Genomic DNA, 16,815 nt, shown 5'->3' with positions numbered 1-16,815 from the left:
TCTACGGAGCCAGCACGTGATCGGCGGTTTCGTCGCGGTGCTTCTTCAAGTACGTCATGAAGGGTGTTCCGCCCGTCCCGACTGCCGCAGGATTCTTCTCATTCTGCTGCTGCTGCTTGAAGATGTAGCTCGCGGCGAACTCCAGGTGGATTGCCCGGAACTCTCGAATGAGGTCAATACAGCGATTGTACAGGACCTCAACTTCAGAACCTGACCCGGACTTCACGAAGTCTCGCACGTCCGATCGGGTCTCTAGCACCTCCATAAAGGCTCGGTGCTTGGGCGACTGATACTGCCGCATCTCCAGCAAGTACTCTTTGAGCGGGTCGTCCTGGTGGTAGATCCCAAGAAGCGCGTCGTAGCAGGGCACGATGCTGCTCTGCGCCCCGGTCTCACCGCGGTAGAGCTGCGGCTGACCACCAAACTGCTCAACCCCTTCGTACACCACTCCATTGGGTGTGGCCGGATTGTTCTTCCAACCGTGGATGTACGGCCGTACTCGGTTGAAATAGATATAGGGGTCGCACCACTCGGGCATCCGCCGCATCGTCGCGCACATCCCTTCCAGGGAGCGGACCATAGTCCCCAAGTGAACCGCCAGCGCCGGCGCGTCGCGACGCGCTGCAGCATCGAGCGCATCCGGCATGGCTACGATTCCCGAGGCGGCCCTCGCTTCTATATCAACATGGATGAGGATGAACCACTCTTCGTCCGCACCACCCCAGAAGTTCTGAATCAGGCCGATGTTTCCACAGGCGATCGGGCCCTCAGAGTCCACGCGCCACCAATTGTCGAGGGCGTAGCTTCCGTAGCTGAGAATGGGCGGGCGCCCCATTTTCTCGGCTACCGCAGCCCAGGGGATCGCCAGTTTCGCCGGGATCGTCTGCGCGGCGTCGCCGGTCCAAACGTACGCGTGACCCAGATAACTCAAACAGCTCATGGCGCGACGAACACTTCGGTCGTCCGCGAGCTTGTGCGTCGGAAAATCGGGGAGTCGGCTGATCGCGCCGCGGAGATCATCCATCATCAACCGCTTCGGGAGGTTGAGCGCCAAGTCCTCCCACGCATCGAAGTCGGCCGGAAGCCGCCGAAGCGGATCCTGGGATGGGAGAAAACCACGGATTGGGTCAATGTCGAAATCGGTCAAGTTAATGGACATCGTTGTCTTTCCTGCTGTACCGTCGAATTTTCGGTCTACTTCACACCCAACTGTACCGTGAGATTGCCCACACAAACACAGGACCGGACACCCCTTCGGGCACCGGTCCTGGTCACCTTCGATTCTTAAGTTGTTCTTACGCCAAGTCGAAGAAAAGAAGCTCTCCGAACTGCGCAGCGCTCATGTTCATCGAGACAGGGCCAGTGAGCTCCAAGGCGTCGCCTGCCTTCAGCACCTCGCCATCAACCCTGACCTCACCGTCGGCGACGTGCAAATAGCCGTACCGTCCGTCCCCAACGGCAACCTCAATAGCCTGGTCGTCACGGAGGATCGTCGAGTAAACCTTGGCGTCCTGCCGGATCGCCATCGAGCCTGCCTCGGCATCCGGCGAGAGCATCAGCAGCCATTTGCCAAGCTTGTCCTCGTCTGACCAGTGCCGGTCGTCGTAGGTCGGCTTGGTGTTGAGTTCGCGCGGCTCGATCCAGATCTGGAGCATGTGAATCGGTTGCTCCTTGCTCGGGTTGTATTCGCTATGGGTGATGCCGCTCCCTGCGCTCATGAGCTGCAAGTCGCCCCGGCGCAAGGTCTCCTTGTTGCCCATACTGTCCTGGTGCTCCAATTCCCCGCTCAGCACGTACGAGAAGATCTCCATGTTGTCGTGCGGATGCGTTCCGAACCCACCGCCTGCGGCGATGAAGTCGTCATTGATCACTCGCAACGACCGGAAGCCCATGCGCTCAGGGTTGTAGTAGCGACCGAAGCTGAACGAGTGGTGACTGACAAGCCATGCCCGATTTGCGGTCCCTCGATCTTCAGCGCGGATAATAGTTGCGTTTGCAAATACTTTCATATTCCGTTCTACACTGACGCATACGAAAGAGTTCCCGGGCACGAAAAAGCCCAGGAGGCTCTTGCCTTCTGGGCTCGTTCAGCCGTGGCTGAGAGATTACTTGCTGCCAGCTTGGCCCGAGTTGGCGTATCGGCGCATGAACTTCTCGACGCGACCGGCGCTGTCGATAATTTTCTTCTGGCCCGTGTAGAACGGGTGGCTGAAGGCGCTGATTTCAAGCTTGATGACGTAGTGCTCCACTCCGTCTACCACGCGAGTCTCGTTCGTCTTCATGCTTGAAATGCCCGTCCACTCGTGGTCGCCATCGACGAAGATCACCGGGTAGTTGTTTGGGTGGATGCCTTGTTTCATTGCGTCAATCCTTGGGCGCAAGATGGCACGGAGTGCCTGCCCGAACTTGAATTATAGCACACCTGTTCCACGAATCTCAACGCGTGAAAAACGGTCCGTTTCAGCCTCAAAGGAGGTAAAATTGAAGCCGCAGGATCAGGGTTGGGGCCCCCCGCCAACGTCGCCGCTCGGCAACGACTCGGACTGCCTAGAAGGACTATCACCTAGGACCCCCTCCGCGGCACTACCCCAGGGGGAGCAAGGTACGAAAATCATGAGCAACAAGCGAGTTTATTTGTTCACCGAGGGTAACGCTTCCATGCGCGACCTTCTTGGAGGCAAGGGTGCAAACCTAGCCGAAATGACCCACATCGGACTCCCGGTCCCCCCTGGGTTCACCGTTACGACGGAAGTCTGTAACGAGTACTACAGCAATGGAAAGAAGTTCCCGAACGGTCTGCTCGACGAGATGAAGCAGGCCGTTCACGCTATAGAAGCCTCTCTTGGCAAGAAGTTTGGCGACCCCGCATGCCCGCTTCTCGTTTCGGTGCGATCCGGTGCGAAATTCTCCATGCCCGGCATGATGGACACGGTTCTGAACCTCGGTCTGAACGCCGACACTGTGAAGTCGATGATTGAGCAGACGGGCGACGCCCGATTCGTCTACGACAGCTACCGCCGATTCATCATGATGTTCTCGGACGTCGCCTTCGGCCTGAGCAAGCACGGGTTCGACAACCACATCTTCGCGGAGTACAAGAAGAAAGTCGGCGCGGCTTCGGACCTCGATCTCACCGCCGAGCACTTGAAGGATATTTGCGACCTCTTCCTTGCCCACGTTCGCGAAGGTGCGGGCCGCGAGTTTCCCAGCGATGTGTGGGAGCAGCTGGCTCTTTCGGTCGAAGCCGTCTTCAAGAGTTGGAACAACGACCGCGCCATCACCTATCGCCGCAAGGAGAAGATCAGCGACGACATCGGAACCGCGGTCAACGTCCAGAGCATGGTTTACGGCAACGCCGGTGACGACTGCGGGACGGGAGTTGCGTTCACCCGCGACCCATCGACCGGCGAGAACATCCTGTACGGCGAGTACCTGATGAACGCCCAAGGCGAAGACGTTGTGGCCGGTGTGCGAACTCCGGTGCCCATCAGCGCACTGAAGGACCAGAACCCTGCAATCTACGATGAGTTCGTTCGCGTCTGCGACGTCCTTGAGCATCACTACAAGGATATGCAGGACTTGGAATTCACGATCGAGCACGGAAAGCTCTTCATGCTCCAGTGCCGATCCGGTAAGCGGACCGGCCCGGCTGCAGTTCGCGCCGCCGTCGAGATGGTCGGTGAAGGGCTCATCAGCAAGGAAGAGGCCGTCCAGCGCGTCTCCGCGTCGCACCTCGATCAATTGCTGCACAAGCGCATCGATCCGAAGGCAGCCGCTGGTGTCAAGGCCATCACGAAGGGTCTCGCCGCTTCGCCCGGCGCTGCGGTCGGGATCGCCGTTTTCGATGCGAACACCGCCGAATCACGTGGTCACGCAGGCGAGAAGGTCATTCTCTGCCGCGAAGAGACGAACCCCGACGACGTGCATGGCATGCTCGCCTCGCAGGCGATCCTGACCGCCCGAGGCGGCAAGACTTCGCATGCTGCAGTTGTCGCCCGCGGATTTGGTATTCCCTGCGTCGCTGGTTGCGAATCGCTCCACGTCGACGTGAAGGCCCGCAAGATCCATCACGGCGACCTCACCATCAACGAAGGCGACATCATCACCGTCGATGGTTCGACGGGCGAAGTGTTCCTCGGAGGGCTCGCGCTCATCGAGCCCGAAATCACTGGGAACTTCGACACGCTGATGCACTGGGCAGACGGTTTCCGCCGTCTGAAGGTCCGCGCAAACGCAGACAATCCGCACGACGCCCAGCAGGCGATCACGTTTGGATGCGAAGGTATTGGCCTCTGCCGCACCGAGCACATGTTCTTCGGGGATGATCGACTGCCGATCGTACAGCAGATGATCCTCACCAACGATGAGACCGAGCGCCAGGGGGCCCTCGACAAACTCCAAGTGATGCAGCAGTCGGACTTCGAAGGAATCTTCGAAGCCATGGATGGTCGCCCCGTCACGATTCGGCTCATCGACCCGCCGATGCACGAGTTCTTGCCGTCGCACGAGGAACTGCTCAAGGAAGTCACGATCCTCGAAACTCGAAAGTCGATGGGTGTGACCGGCCTCGATAGCGAACTCGGGACGAAGCAGGAGCTGCTCGCCGCCGTCAGCCAGATGAAGGAATCGAACCCGATGCTCGGTCTGCGCGGCGTTCGACTTTCGATCATCTTCCCTGGCCTCGTCGTCATGCAGACGCGCGCGATCTTGCAGGCAGCCGCGAAGTTGATCAAGGCGGGTAGGAAGGCGCTTCCGGAAATCATGATTCCGCTCGTCGGAACTGTGAACGAGCTGCGCGTCATCCAGAGCCAGCTAGAAGCGACCGCGAAGGACGTCGTCCGCGAGCAGGGGGTTGAAATCCCCTACGCTTTCGGCACGATGATCGAGATTCCGCGCGCCGCTCTGACGGCCGGTGAGATCGCTGAGTATGCCCAGTTCTTCAGTTTCGGCACGAACGACCTCACTCAGATGACGTTTGGTTACAGCCGAGACGACGCCGAGGGCAAGTTCCTTCAGCGCTACGTCGAGCAGAAGATCCTGCCGTACAACGTGTTCGAGACCGTCGACTTCGCCGGCGTCGGCAAGTTGATGCGCATGGCCGTTGATGATGGCCGTGCGACCCGCACAGACCTGAAGTGCGGCATCTGCGGTGAGCATGGTGGCGACCCCGAGTCGATCTACTTCTGCCACGAAATCGGCCTCGACTACGTCAGCTGCTCGCCCTTCCGGGTACCCATCGCCCGACTCGCTGCAGCCCAGGCTGCGCTGCGCGACGGCGTGAAGGTGACGCTCGACAAGTAACGCTTCTCTAAGCCTCCGTTGCCCCTGCGACTCAGCCGAGACGCAGGGGCATTTTGCATAATGGGCGGTGGCTGACCAGTTCATCACTTTCCTCCCCTGCGCAGACTTGTCGCGATCGCGAGCGTTCTACTGCGACCTGATCGGGCTCAAGCTCACGCTCGACCAAGGGCAGTGTCTGATCTTGGAAGTCAGCGGGGGGGCGTTTCTGGGGCTCTGCAAAGCCGAAGAAGCAGTACAGCCCGACCGGCGGATCATGCTCACCTTCGTCGAAGCGGATCTCGCCGCGCGCTACGCTCAATTTCTACGGGAAGGTATCGTCACCGACGGTCCGCCCCGGGATAACCCCAAGTACCAGATCGTCCACTTCTTTGCTCAAGATCCGGACGGATACACCTTGGAGTTCCAGCGATTCTACGATCCCCGGTGGCAACCATGACGAATTGGGTCAAACTGGGAGCACGATGTCCGATCTCACCCGCAGAACCTTCCTTGCCGGTGCGAGCGCCGCGATGCTTGCTCCCGCGGCGACCTTGGCCGCAGCCACCAAGCCAAAGGGTCGCGCCATGATTCGACCGCCGCATCTGAGGGCGGGGGATACTGTCGCCATCATTGCCCCCGCAGGCGTCACCGATGGCCCCGACAATCTGCCCTCCGCCGCGAAGAACCTGGAGAACCTGGGATTCAAAGTGGTGATCGGACCGAGGGCGGACGAAGTCTGGGGGTACCTGGCGGGGCATGACGAGGCGCGCGCCGAAGACTTCAACTGGGCGGTCAAGAATCCGGAAGTCCGCGGGATCATCACTCTACGGGGCGGCTACGGAACCATGCGGATGCTTCCCATGCTCGACTACGACGCCTTCCGCAAGCATCGGAAGGTCGTCAGTGGCTACAGTGACATCACCGGGCTGCTGACCGCGCTCACTCGCAAGTCGGAGGTGATCACTTTCCACGGACCCATTGCAGAGGCTAAGTTCGAAGGGTTCGAGGGCGAGTGGTGGAAGCGCGCAGTGATGAACGCTCAAGCGATGGGCGTGCTTGCAACCCCTACGGCGCTCGCCGGAAGGCCTGTCGAACCCGCGGCGCAGACTCTACGAGGTGGCAAGGCTCAGGGCCGCCTCATCGGAGGCAACTTGAGCCTCATTGCGGCCACCGCCGGGACGCCGTACGGACCGGACTTCCGCGATGCCATCCTCTTTCTCGAAGACACCAACGAGGCACCGTACCGCGTCGATCGCATGCTCACAACGCTGTGGCTGGGTGGTCATTTACAGCAACTCAAGGGCCTCGTTTTCGCCGATTTCCGACCGCCGAAGATCGATCGAGACGCCGGACCCAACGACGACGTGCGAAGCTTCAGCCTGGTACAGGTTCTGCAGAACACGACCGATTGGCTGAAGGTACCGGTCTTTACCGGGCTGTACGCAGGACACATCAAGGACAAGTTGACCCTACCGATCGGCGCGAAAGTCTCGATCGACGCGGACAGACGCATGATGACGGTCTTGGAACCTGCGGTGGACTAGAACCGCACGGGCACGAGCATCTGACGCAGGTCCTCGGCTTCGTCGGTCGGGACCACCGCCACAACTTCGTCGCCTTCTACAAGCTCCGAGTCGCCGTTGACCAAGATCCCCTGCCCACCGCGGTTGATCCAGATGATGTTTGCTCGGGGCGGCAGACTTAGTTCGCGCACTCGTTTGCCAACCACCGGAGATCGACCGCTTAGCACGGTCTCGACGAGCTCGATATTGCCTTTGGCGAGCGTGCCGAGCGGGATCACTTGATCCGTGCTGATCTGCTGCTCCAAGAGATTGAAGATGATGCCGGTCGCACTGACAGTGTCGTCGATGCCGATCTGACGGAAAATCTCTTCGTGGCTGGGGTCGTTCACACGCGCAAGCACTCGACCGACTTTCCACATGACCTTGGCCATCTGACAAACGACTAGGTTGTCCTCATCTTCGCCCGTGACAGCGACCACGACGTCTGCACGACCAAACCCGGCCGCTTTCTGGACCGAGGTCTCGCACCCGTCGCCGAGGAAGACCGAATCATCGCCGAGCGAAGCAGCAAGCCGCTGAGCCTGCGAGGGGTCCTTCTCAAGCAACAACACCTCGTGATCGCGCTGCTGGAGCCTCCGGGCAAGCTGAAGTCCAACGTTTCCACCACCGACAAGAATCAAATACATTAGATCTCCAGTTCCTTGGGCAGGACGTTGTAGCTGTCAATCTCAGCATACGGGACGCCCCCGAGCCAGTCTCGGCACATCCCCGCCAGGAGCGCGCTTGGCGTAATGCAGAAGTATCCGAGCCCTCGGTAGACCTCGGCGCGATTAGGGTCAGCCACTTTGACGCAAACCTTAGCAACGTGGTACTTGAGTCGGGCGATCTGGGCCGCCATCAGGTTGGTGTTGTCTCCCCGGGTCACGGCGAAGAAGACGTCGCATGAGGCGATTCCCGCGCGCTCCAGTACCTCTTCGTCAATTCCGCTCCCCAAGATGACCCGGCAATTATGCTTGTAGCCCAGTCTTCTCAGCGCTTCAGGGTTTTGCTCGATGATCGTGACCTGGTGGGTCTTTGCGATCTGCAAAGCGAGCGTGGCCCCGGTTCTTCCGCAACCAAAGATCACAACATTCATCCGAAGCTAGTTATACCTGCGGAGGGAACGCTGAATCGAACTCGGCCTGGGTCACCGGTGCACCGTCACGACCCACGACATAGAATCCGGCGACTCCAAGCCCCCCCCACTGTCCTACTCTTGCAGACTGAATATCCCAACCTAAATGGGTGATGAGCCGCGACATTCGAAACGCCAGTCCTCGACCGCGGGGGGCTCGAATCTCCAACATGGCAGGGTTCCCAGCCCGGTAGTTCGCCTCGTAGATGCGCTGAGTCCTTTCGGGATCCTTACCACGGGCAAGGATCACTGATTCTTCGGACACCTCGCGATTCAACACGCTGCGCAAGGTTGCGATGGTCCGCTCGGCGAGGGATTTCGAGATTGTTTGTTTTCCAAACGACACCGTGATGACGTCGATGGCCATCGGATCCGATTCTCGTGTTGTGTGAGCCCGCAACCCTGCGATGCTCAGGTCCATCGCATAGAGAACACCAAGGATGCGGCTCAGGAGTCCTGGTTCGTCCTTTGTGACCACCGTCAGATCGCTATGGACGCCATCGGGGCGATCGGCAAAGTCAAGAATCGCCGCCTGATCGCGCGCTGAACTCACCCACTCCGCATGCTGTTCAACGAGCTCTATGGGTACGGAAGCCAAATAGGTTGCGGGCAGTGTTTCTACGAACGCTGCCATATCCTCTGCGGAGATCGCACCTCGGCTTGCGCGCCGCATCACGCGTCGTCGGACACCTTCGTGGCTGGGCACCGGAGCGTGTCGGCCTTGCAGGATCCCGCGTGTGCGCGAGGTGAGTTCCACCAAGAACGACTCGATGTCGGGTCTCCACGCGCCTTCGCGGACCGCGCAAATGTCGGCATAGGTGAGCACCGCCAAGAGTGCCAGCCGATTGACGGTGCCGACGATTCCCGCAAGCTCTTCAGAGGTCTCGGGGAGCGCCACGTCCCGCAACCGTGCAAATCGCGCCAGGGTGAGGTGCTCACGCACGAGCCAAGCCACGAGTTCGGTTTGCGCTGGCTCCAAGTTCCATCTCTGACCCACGACCCGCGCTGCCTCTGCGCCAAGCTCTTCGTGCGCCGCCTCATCCTGGCGTTTGCCAACGTCATGGAGCAGGATCGCGAGCGTTAAGAGTCCGTAATCCTCAATCTCCTCTGCAAGCTCCTGTAGCCAGCCGGGCCATCCCGAACGATGCTCAAGAATCCGAAGCATTCGAAGAGAGTGCTCGTACACTGCGAACTGGTGATCGGAGTCTCTTGGCAACCAGGCGCGGCATGCGGTGAACTCCGGCAGGATCTGTTCCAAGATTCCGCACGCGTCAAGCGCTCTCAAACTCTGCTCGCTGCGCGAAATCGCGTCCAGTGCCTCCCGTGGATCGATCTCGGAACGACAAAGGACCCGGTGCTCGGGAACACGCAACCCGAGGGTGGACGCAAGTCGCACTCCGTAGGCGGCCTCGCTGCAGCGGGCATTGCCATCAATCCTCACTTCGCCGCGAGCCGCGTAGACGTTCCCGTAGACGCGATACCGGCCCTCAAGCAACTCTTCGCGTGCCGAACGATACGTGGCGTGCAGTGCCCGCATCGATTCAATGAGCGGACCCATCCATTTGAAGAGATCCCAGCCTTGGCGCTCGCAAATCTCGCCCTGCTGTGGGCGGGTCAACACATTGCGATTTGCGCCCGAGTTCACTTGCAAGAGATTGCGCGCGAGGACGACACGCTCGTAGTCTGGCGTCGCCCGGCGTGGCCGCTCACCAATCGCCGTTCCGATCCAATTGGCGGTCTGGAAGCATCGCAGTCCACCCGCGCCCTCTTTGAGGTCAGGTTCGACGACCAGAGGAGTGTCGTGGCACCGCCGAAACGCAGCTTCTCGTTCGGCAACCTTATCGATGAGAAACTGCCCTACTGGGAGTTCGGCAACGAGTTGAGCCTGGAACATCTCATGAACGTCATGGGACCCCCAAAGAAGCCGAGTGTCAAGCAGACTTGTTAGCGTTTTGGTGTCCGCCCCCGCCAGATCGCCCATGAGCCGATATGCGTAGCTCGGCTTGATGTGCCAGTAGCGATAAATCTCTTCCTGCAGCGACAGAAAAAAAGACTTGAGCCAGCCGTCGAGTTCTGCATCGTGTTCGTCCCTGGGGATGACCGTCAGGTCAAGATCAGACCAAGGGCTTAGCTCCATTCGGCCGTAGCCACCGGTAGCGATGACCGCGACCTCAGGGACAACACCGAGTTTGTCTGATGTTCGTTGCAGAATGGCGCGTATCGCCGCATCAGAGACGTCTGTGAGCCGCGCACACCATTCGAGCCCGCTCGGTTGGTCGATCAACTCTTGCAGCAAAGTGTGGCGTCGAGCCAGCAGTTCGGGCGCGATCATGGACTCGGTCAGATTCATTTCGCCCATCGATTATAGTAGTAAGTCGGCTCATTACGCCCTAGTTCGGACAATCGAACGGAAATCGCTCGGTCCGCGACCATCGCGCCGAGTCCCACGAAGACCGCCGCGAAAAGCGAAGAAACCAAAAGGTTCTCTAACGCCTTGCGGCTGACATAGTCAAAGACGCGCAACGTCGGGAACCGCGAGATTAACGACCATGACGGACAAAGGAATGCTGTCAGCGCTATCAACACCAGCGATATCTCGAGCATAGGCTGAGGCTTTGTCAGGTTTCCAAATGTCCAAGAGGCGACCTCGCTGAGAGCGAGATTTGCATCCGATCGGCTCATGATGAGTAACGCTCCTGAAAGAATGAGCCCCCCGCTGAGTACAGTCAGCACTACTCGAAAAAGCAGCCCCAGATCATCGATCTGCGCAGACCGGCGAGCGTGCTTCGAAACCAAGAAAAACCCCCAGCAAGCACAGGTCGCAAGAATGACATACCAACTATGGCTCAGGATCAGGGCCGCAAGAATGTTGAGCGCCGCCAGTCCGAGTAGTTTTTGGCCCGTGATCTTGCGGCCGACCCCGAGCACCCAGCCCAGTGTCGCCGCCAAGCTGACAAACAGGCACAAGGCCACCATGGATGGCCCGACAGTGCCTGAAAAGTATGCCGCAGTTTCAAGTCTCTTTCGGTCGCCAGACGCCTCCGCGAACCCGATGAGCGCGATCCAGCTTGCGTTCCTTTGGTAGGCAGCCTCCAGCTCAGCTCCGCGGCCGACTTGACCTGCCGCGCGCATCGCATTGATGAGTTCAAATCGACCGAGGAGCAATTGTCTCTCGGACGAGGAGTCTGCAACCTTGACAGGGCGCGCCGGTACCTCCATGAGCAGTGCGCCGATACGAAACTGCTCTAACGTCTGCGAACCGTCGCGCAGTAGCTGGGCATTGCGGACTGTCTCGTACCGGATGTCCAAAGACTCAGGATCCGAAAGTGGCTTGGTTCCCACAAGCCGCGCACCGTACCTACGGATTAGCCGGGGAGCGGCGGTCAGCCGCGTTTGAAACGCCACCGAGTTGTGCCACGCAAGGTCGGGGCTTGTTGAGCTGCCGATCTCCTCAAGGACCCGATTCACTCGGACCTCCTGATAGTCGTCCCAGCGCATGCGCTTTGAGCCCAAGCTCCAAGCCCAGCGCGCTTGATCGGGGCGACCCTGGGCATCGCGCAAAACTGCCAGCAATTGTGGCCAGAACGCGTTCGTCTTGTCGCTCGCCGTGAGCTGCTCGGCCAGCCGAGCCCATCGATCAAGATCTACCGGATTCGACTGCTCTTGCAGCTCGAGCTTCTGTGCCGCGAGTCCCAAGTAGTAAGCGGCGGCCACCGCATTGACTGGATCTGGGGCGACCTTCAGGTTCTCCGGAATCCAAACCGACCTTTTGAGGAGTGGCTCCACACGGTGGAGCTCCCCTGGATTGAAGTACGGTCGGGTGGTTGGATAGAAGACGAGGACCAGTAGCGCTCCAATGCACGCCCCGATGAGCCCCCGACTGATCGGCCGCATCAGGCTACGGCGTCACGAACTTGAGCGAAGTGCTCGGTTCTGGGAAGACCGTACGATCGATGGAGACACGACGCGCTTCTTTGCCGCGAAGATCGGTCGGGTCAATCGGCTGCGACAAAGCCTGTAGAATTGCAAACACCGCAACCGCGGCGATACAGGCCCCCGCGAGTGCGGGCGACCAGTACCGGAACTGGTCTCGGCCAAACTGAACCTTTGCCATGCGAAGCAGCCTTGCGTCAAACTCGGGAGACGGGGTGACATCCATGGATTCATCCCTCAATGCCGCAAACGCCTTCTCGTTCTCTCCCGCTTCGGCCTCGATCTCCGGGGCTTCCCGCATCAGATTCAGCACGAAATACTCCTCACGATCGGTCAATTCGCGATCGTGGGAGATGTGCCACAGTTTCCAAAACTTTTTCAGGCGATGGTTCATGGGACCGAATCAGTACGCTCCGCGACTCTCCTCTAGCCACAGGTGTCGAAAACGCTCCCGAGCCGTATGCAGCCGTGATCGGACCGTGCCCACCGGGACGTGCATAAGATCGGCAATCTCTTCGTAGCTCAGTTGCTCCATTTCTCGGAGGACGAGTGTAGTGCGCAAATCGGGTGCCAGCAATCCCAACAGCTTTTGGATGACAATTTTGTTGTCCACCTGGGTGCCGCGATCTTGCTCGACTCCGTCGAATTCGGCGGTGTCCGCTTTGCGCGATCGTAGCCGGTCCATGCAAAGTCGGACGCAGATGCGATACAGATAGCCGGAAAAGGCGCGGTCATCGCGAAGGTTTTTGATCTCGCGGAACGCTTTCAGGAAAGCGTCCTGGGCGACATCCTCTGCTTCGTGCGCGTCGCGCAGGATGTTCGCGGCAACACGGATGAGCCTAGTGCGGTGCCGGGAGATGAGTATCGACAGTGCGACCTCGTCCCCTTGGCGTACGCGGCTTACCCACCGCATCTCGTCGATGCGGGCGTCCATACTTGCTTGATTCGTCGCTGAACCGTTCATGGAATGCCTCAAGTTTACGACGTCTACCTTATTTCTGATAGTTCACAAGAGAAGAAATTTACGATTCTTGTGGTGGAACCACCTCTTCGTACGTATGGAACGGGTCCGAAAACTCCAGAAACTCGTGACGCTCGGTCGATGCCCCATTCCAATCGAAGACGTAGAAACGCGGGTTTTTGCGCTGCAGCACGCGACGGATGAGCTTGCCCCTTCCGGCCGCGCGGGTGTCGGACGGCGGCTCCGTCATCGCCTCGATAATGTCGAGGTCCGTGACAAAGCGCTGCGCTTGTCCTGACTCGACAAGCGCTCGGTGAAGAGATCGTTCGGGATCCAGATTGTGATACTCCAGGTCGATGGAGTGCAGCACATCGTCCGTCCAATCGATCCCTGCATCTTCCTTGAAGGTCTCAACCATCGCCCGCTTGGCGACCCAGTCAAGCCGGTCACCGAGTGACAAAGGGTCGCGTTCGAGCGCGTCCAGAGTCTGCTGCCAGGCATCCAGTGTCCAATCACCCTCCGCGCTCATTCCGCGATAGCCCTGGGCAAGTTCCAGGTAGCGTCGCTGCACGGAGACTGCGTCGGACTCCGAACCATCTGCCATCGTCACACGCCACTCGAAGGTCTGGTCGCGGCTGATCTCGCGAAGCGCGTACAGCGGACTATCGAGCCAGATGGACGAGTCAAGGACGCGATCCTCGATCAAATGCAACACCAGGCGCGTCGTCCCCAGCTTCAGGGCGAAAGCGAACTCCATCTGGTTCGACTCGCCAAAGAGAAGGTGTAACCGCTGCATCCGATCGTGGGAGTAAAAATGCTCCCACTTCGGGTTGATCAGCGCGCGGTTAAACCGGACCCTGCTTGCGACGGACTTGATGATATGGTCAGCTCGTTGGCTGAGTTGAAAGTTGACAGTTGAGTCCGGCTCCACTCCGTAAACTTGGCTGACCCAGATGTAGTCCACCGGATTTGCCATAACTTCATCGTAACTCGGCCGCTTTGCTACGGCATCCAAACGGTGTCCCCCGACTCGTCCGACTCCCGCGAATATTTGTCGCGTTACGAGGAACGGTATCAGCTCGTTCACCTGGTGACTGAAGAAGTCTTCCTCCATCACGGTCAGGTAGTTCTCGTGCGATCCAAAGGTATGGCCTCCGAAGTGATCTACTGAATTGTTATAGACGGAGACTTTGTCCTGCAATGCGAGTCCGCGCAATGCCTGAGTGATGATCCGGTGACCCGCGCGGTCGTGTGCAATCGCGTCTTTGATCGTTCTCGATTCGGCGGTGGCGTACTCCAGGTGCGAACCAACCGCATCAATGTAGAGTCGCCCCCCGTTCATGAGGAATCCGCCACTGAGTGCAGGCTCGAACACATCGTCTCGGGCATGTCGGTCGATCAATCCGAGCTTGAGATCGTAGAAGACAGCGTCTTTGATGGCGGCAACCGCTTGCTCAGGATTACTGAACTCGGGGCAGTCGGTCAGTGTGCCGAATTCAGTCTCGACGCCCACAATCCGCTCAAACCTTGACCCGCTCATGCGCCTATTCTACGCATGCAATGGCCGGGGTATCCTGCTGGCCATGCGGCTGGGAGTACGGCGGCGCGAGCAGCGTTTTCAAGATGCGTTTCTGCAATGTGCAAGTTGCCGGAAGACCCTGTTTCGCCGAGAGTTTGATCAGGGCATGATGGTTTGCCCCAATTGCGGTCATCACCACCGACTCAATGCCAAGACCCGGATCGAATACACATTCGACGAGGGCTCCTTCGTCGAAGAAGACACCGACATTCAAAGTGTCGATACGCTTTCGTTCCCTGACTACCAAAGCAAACTCGACCAAGCGATCAGCAAAACGGGGCAGCCCGACGGAATCGTCTCCGGTATGGCCAAGCTTGAGGAGAACCCGGTCGCCGTCGCGGTCAGCGACTTTGGATTCATGGGCGGCTCGATGGGGAGCCTCGCGGGCGAAAAGATCACCCGCACCTTGGAGCGAGCGGCAGACAAGAAGATCCCAGCGATTGTCTTTTGCGCCTCGGGGGGTGCACGCATGCAGGAGGGTCTGCTCAGCTTGATGCAGATGGCGAAGACCACTGCCGCAGTCGAGCGTTGCCGCAGCGTGGGCGCACCGTTCATCGCCGTGTTCACGGACCCGACCATGGCGGGCGTGCTCGCCAGCTACGCGAGCGTGGCCGATGTCATTCTTTCGGAGCCCCGGGCGCTGATCGGCTTCGCGGGGACTCGCGTCAGCAAACAGGCACAGGTGGTCAAGATTCCCGATGACTTCCAGACCGCCGAGTGGGTGTTGCGTCACGGATTCATCGACCGAATTGTTCCGCGCCGAGAGATGCGCGACACATTATCCGACCTCTGCCGATTGCTCGGAGGGCGCAAGTGACCCAACCCAAGAGCTGGAAAGAGTGGGAGAAGCCGCTCATAGAGCTCGATGAAGCGCTCGCCAAGCTGCGCGAACGGTCCGTCACCGCCACCGAAGAAGAACGCCATAAGATCGATGAAACGATCAAGGCGAGCGAGCAACGGCGGGACAAGTACATCGAGAAGAAGTACGCCAACCTGACTCCGTGGGAGAAGGTGCTGGTCGCGCGAGCCGAGCCACGACCCTACACCCTCGACTACATCAACGCACTGTTCACGAACTTTATCGAGTTGCAGGGAGATCGCCTCTTTGGACAAGACCACGCGATCGTGGGCGGCCCAGCCGCGCTTGACGGGCAGCCGGTGATGGTCCTCGGCCACCAGAAGGGACGCAACATCCAAGAGCGGCAAATGCGCAACTTTGCGATGTCCAAGCCCGAGGGGTACCGCAAGGCAATCAGGCTGTTCCAGATGGCCGACCGGTTCAGCATGCCGATCATCACCCTGGTCGACACCCCCGCCGCAGACCCAGGAGTTGAGAGCGAGTCACGTGGCATCAGCGAAGCCATTGCCGATTCGATGCTCGCGATGTTTGAAGTCAAAGTGCCCATCGTCTCCGTCGTCATTGGCGAAGGCGGTAGCGGCGGTGCGATCGGTATCGGCATCGGAAACACCGTGCTGATGCAAGAGCATTCGGTTTACAGCGTGATCCCACCCGAGGGGTGCGCGGCGATTCTCTGGCGCGATGCCTCTCTGGGGCCAGAGGCTTCGGCAGCGTTGCGACTCACGGCCCAGCACGCGCTTGAAATGAGCCTCATTGACGGCATCATTCCCGAGCCATTCGGCGGAGCGCACCGCGACCCAATCGAGGCGGCAACGCTCCTTAAAGAGGCAGTGCAGAAGGCTCTAAAGCCATTGCTGAAGCAAAAGCCGGACGCCTTAAAGGCGGCCCGTTACTCGCGCTATCGTGCGCTTGGCAAAATCGGCTAGCACTGCGGCAGGCTCCGCAAAGAATCGCGTCTTCTCTACCGAGATGTGCGCAAGGCCAGCGCAAGTGGCTCCCATGCATGCCGCTCCCAAGATATCCAGCGGATAGTGGACGCCGACATAGACGCGCGAGTACCCCACGAGCAGCGCCCACCCCAGTGTCGCCCATCCAACCCACTTGTACTCGGTGTTGCGGACAAGCAAGATGACCATGAATGCGATCGCGAAGCTGGTCGTTGCATGCCCGCTCGGGAAGCTACTGTTCCCCCGGACGTTCTCCAGCGGGCTCGACCACTCGAAATTGCTCGGACGTTGCCGATCGGCTATCCGCATCACCCCAAGCCGCAGCAAACCCGAAAGTGCACCCGCCCACAGCGCCAAGATTGCCACGCGTCGCCAACCCTCGCGCCGGGCGCAGGCGACCAGGAGGAGCAGCTGAACCCAACCCAGACCGGTCGATGTGATGACGATCATGACTGGGTCCAGCCACTCCCGCCGCAGACTCACATGGATCGCGCGATACAGATCCTGATCAAACTGAAATAGGTTCGCCAACGGGACAAATCTTACTCAACCCGTGGGG

At 59.4% G+C, this 16,815-nt stretch carries 16 protein-coding genes; 5 read left to right on the top strand and 11 right to left on the bottom strand.

The genetic code is table 11. From position 1 onward, the window contains the following. Nucleotide 1: 1 nt before the first annotated feature. From JNM85_10205 to rpmE, 3 genes are all read right to left on the bottom strand, one after another. A complete protein-coding gene (locus JNM85_10205) occupies nucleotides 2-1,159 on the bottom strand; it encodes a hypothetical protein (protein MBL8088424.1) in 1,158 nt (385 codons plus the stop codon). A gap of 136 nt (nucleotides 1,160-1,295) precedes the next feature. Beyond that, complete coding sequence (locus JNM85_10200) at nucleotides 1,296-2,009, bottom strand: pirin family protein (protein ID MBL8088423.1); 714 nt, start codon at nucleotides 2,007-2,009, stop codon at nucleotides 1,296-1,298. A gap of 96 nt (nucleotides 2,010-2,105) precedes the next feature. Continuing rightward, complete coding sequence (gene rpmE / locus JNM85_10195; GenBank protein MBL8088422.1) at nucleotides 2,106-2,360, bottom strand: 50S ribosomal protein L31; 255 nt, start codon at nucleotides 2,358-2,360, stop codon at nucleotides 2,106-2,108. A 253-nt stretch (nucleotides 2,361-2,613) separates the two neighbouring features. Here rpmE and JNM85_10190 point away from each other — a divergent pair, with 253 nt between their 5' ends. The 3 genes from JNM85_10190 (at nucleotide 2,614) to JNM85_10180 (ending at nucleotide 6,824) form a co-directional block, all read left to right on the top strand. Next, the gene (locus JNM85_10190) at nucleotides 2,614-5,301 is read left to right on the top strand and encodes a pyruvate, phosphate dikinase (protein ID MBL8088421.1); all 2,688 of its coding nucleotides are present in this window, start codon (nucleotides 2,614-2,616) and stop codon (nucleotides 5,299-5,301) included. A gap of 106 nt (nucleotides 5,302-5,407) precedes the next feature. Beyond that, the gene (locus JNM85_10185) at nucleotides 5,408-5,737 is read left to right on the top strand and encodes a VOC family protein (GenBank protein ID MBL8088420.1); all 330 of its coding nucleotides are present in this window, start codon (nucleotides 5,408-5,410) and stop codon (nucleotides 5,735-5,737) included. A gap of 25 nt (nucleotides 5,738-5,762) precedes the next feature. Then, nucleotides 5,763-6,824, top strand: coding sequence for an LD-carboxypeptidase (locus JNM85_10180; protein ID MBL8088419.1), 1,062 nt, complete (start codon nucleotides 5,763-5,765; stop codon nucleotides 6,822-6,824). On the opposite strand, the gene JNM85_10175 is transcribed toward JNM85_10180, so the two are convergent. From JNM85_10175 to JNM85_10145, 7 genes are read right to left on the bottom strand one after another with little or no spacing between them, the layout of a single operon-like run. After that, the gene (locus JNM85_10175) at nucleotides 6,821-7,489 is read right to left on the bottom strand and encodes a TrkA family potassium uptake protein (GenBank protein MBL8088418.1); all 669 of its coding nucleotides are present in this window, start codon (nucleotides 7,487-7,489) and stop codon (nucleotides 6,821-6,823) included. The genes JNM85_10180 and JNM85_10175 overlap by 4 nt on opposite strands. After that, nucleotides 7,489-7,938, bottom strand: a complete 450-nt coding sequence (locus JNM85_10170) for a TrkA family potassium uptake protein (GenBank protein MBL8088417.1) — start codon at nucleotides 7,936-7,938, stop codon at nucleotides 7,489-7,491. The genes JNM85_10175 and JNM85_10170 overlap by 1 nt, the downstream gene beginning before the upstream one ends. 10 nt (nucleotides 7,939-7,948) lie before the next feature. Continuing rightward, nucleotides 7,949-10,327, bottom strand: a complete 2,379-nt coding sequence (locus JNM85_10165) for an HD domain-containing protein (GenBank protein MBL8088416.1) — start codon at nucleotides 10,325-10,327, stop codon at nucleotides 7,949-7,951. Next, nucleotides 10,324-11,871, bottom strand: coding sequence for a hypothetical protein (locus tag JNM85_10160; protein MBL8088415.1), 1,548 nt, complete (start codon nucleotides 11,869-11,871; stop codon nucleotides 10,324-10,326). Before JNM85_10160 ends, JNM85_10165 begins: the two co-directional genes overlap by 4 nt. 4 nt (nucleotides 11,872-11,875) lie before the next feature. Continuing rightward, nucleotides 11,876-12,304 (bottom strand): hypothetical protein, encoded by a 429-nt coding sequence (locus tag JNM85_10155; protein ID MBL8088414.1) that lies wholly within the window; start codon nucleotides 12,302-12,304, stop codon nucleotides 11,876-11,878. A gap of 9 nt (nucleotides 12,305-12,313) precedes the next feature. Further along, nucleotides 12,314-12,874, bottom strand: a complete 561-nt coding sequence (locus JNM85_10150) for a sigma-70 family RNA polymerase sigma factor (protein ID MBL8088413.1) — start codon at nucleotides 12,872-12,874, stop codon at nucleotides 12,314-12,316. A 58-nt stretch (nucleotides 12,875-12,932) separates the two neighbouring features. Next, a complete protein-coding gene (locus JNM85_10145; protein MBL8088412.1) occupies nucleotides 12,933-14,411 on the bottom strand; it encodes a proteasome accessory factor PafA2 family protein in 1,479 nt (492 codons plus the stop codon). 43 nt (nucleotides 14,412-14,454) lie between these two features. Here JNM85_10145 and accD point away from each other — a divergent pair, with 43 nt between their 5' ends. After that, a complete protein-coding gene (gene accD / locus JNM85_10140; protein ID MBL8088411.1) occupies nucleotides 14,455-15,267 on the top strand; it encodes an acetyl-CoA carboxylase, carboxyltransferase subunit beta in 813 nt (270 codons plus the stop codon). Beyond that, nucleotides 15,264-16,235: an acetyl-CoA carboxylase carboxyltransferase subunit alpha gene (locus tag JNM85_10135; GenBank protein MBL8088410.1), complete on the top strand. Its 972-nt coding sequence runs from the start codon at nucleotides 15,264-15,266 to the stop codon at nucleotides 16,233-16,235. Before accD ends, JNM85_10135 begins: the two co-directional genes overlap by 4 nt. Here JNM85_10135 and JNM85_10130 read toward each other — a convergent pair. Further along, entirely contained in the window at nucleotides 16,185-16,787 is a 603-nt protein-coding gene (locus tag JNM85_10130) for a phosphatase PAP2 family protein (GenBank protein ID MBL8088409.1), read from the bottom strand. The two genes, JNM85_10135 and JNM85_10130, sit on opposite strands and share 51 nt — an antisense overlap. Nucleotides 16,788-16,815: the final 28 nt, after the last annotated feature.

This window comes from Chthonomonas sp. (genome assembly GCA_016788115.1).
Classification (GTDB): domain Bacteria; phylum Armatimonadota; class Fimbriimonadia; order Fimbriimonadales; family Fimbriimonadaceae; genus UBA2391.
The sequence above is the reverse complement of the archived record's forward strand: the minus strand, read 5'-3'. Positions and strand labels throughout refer to the sequence as shown.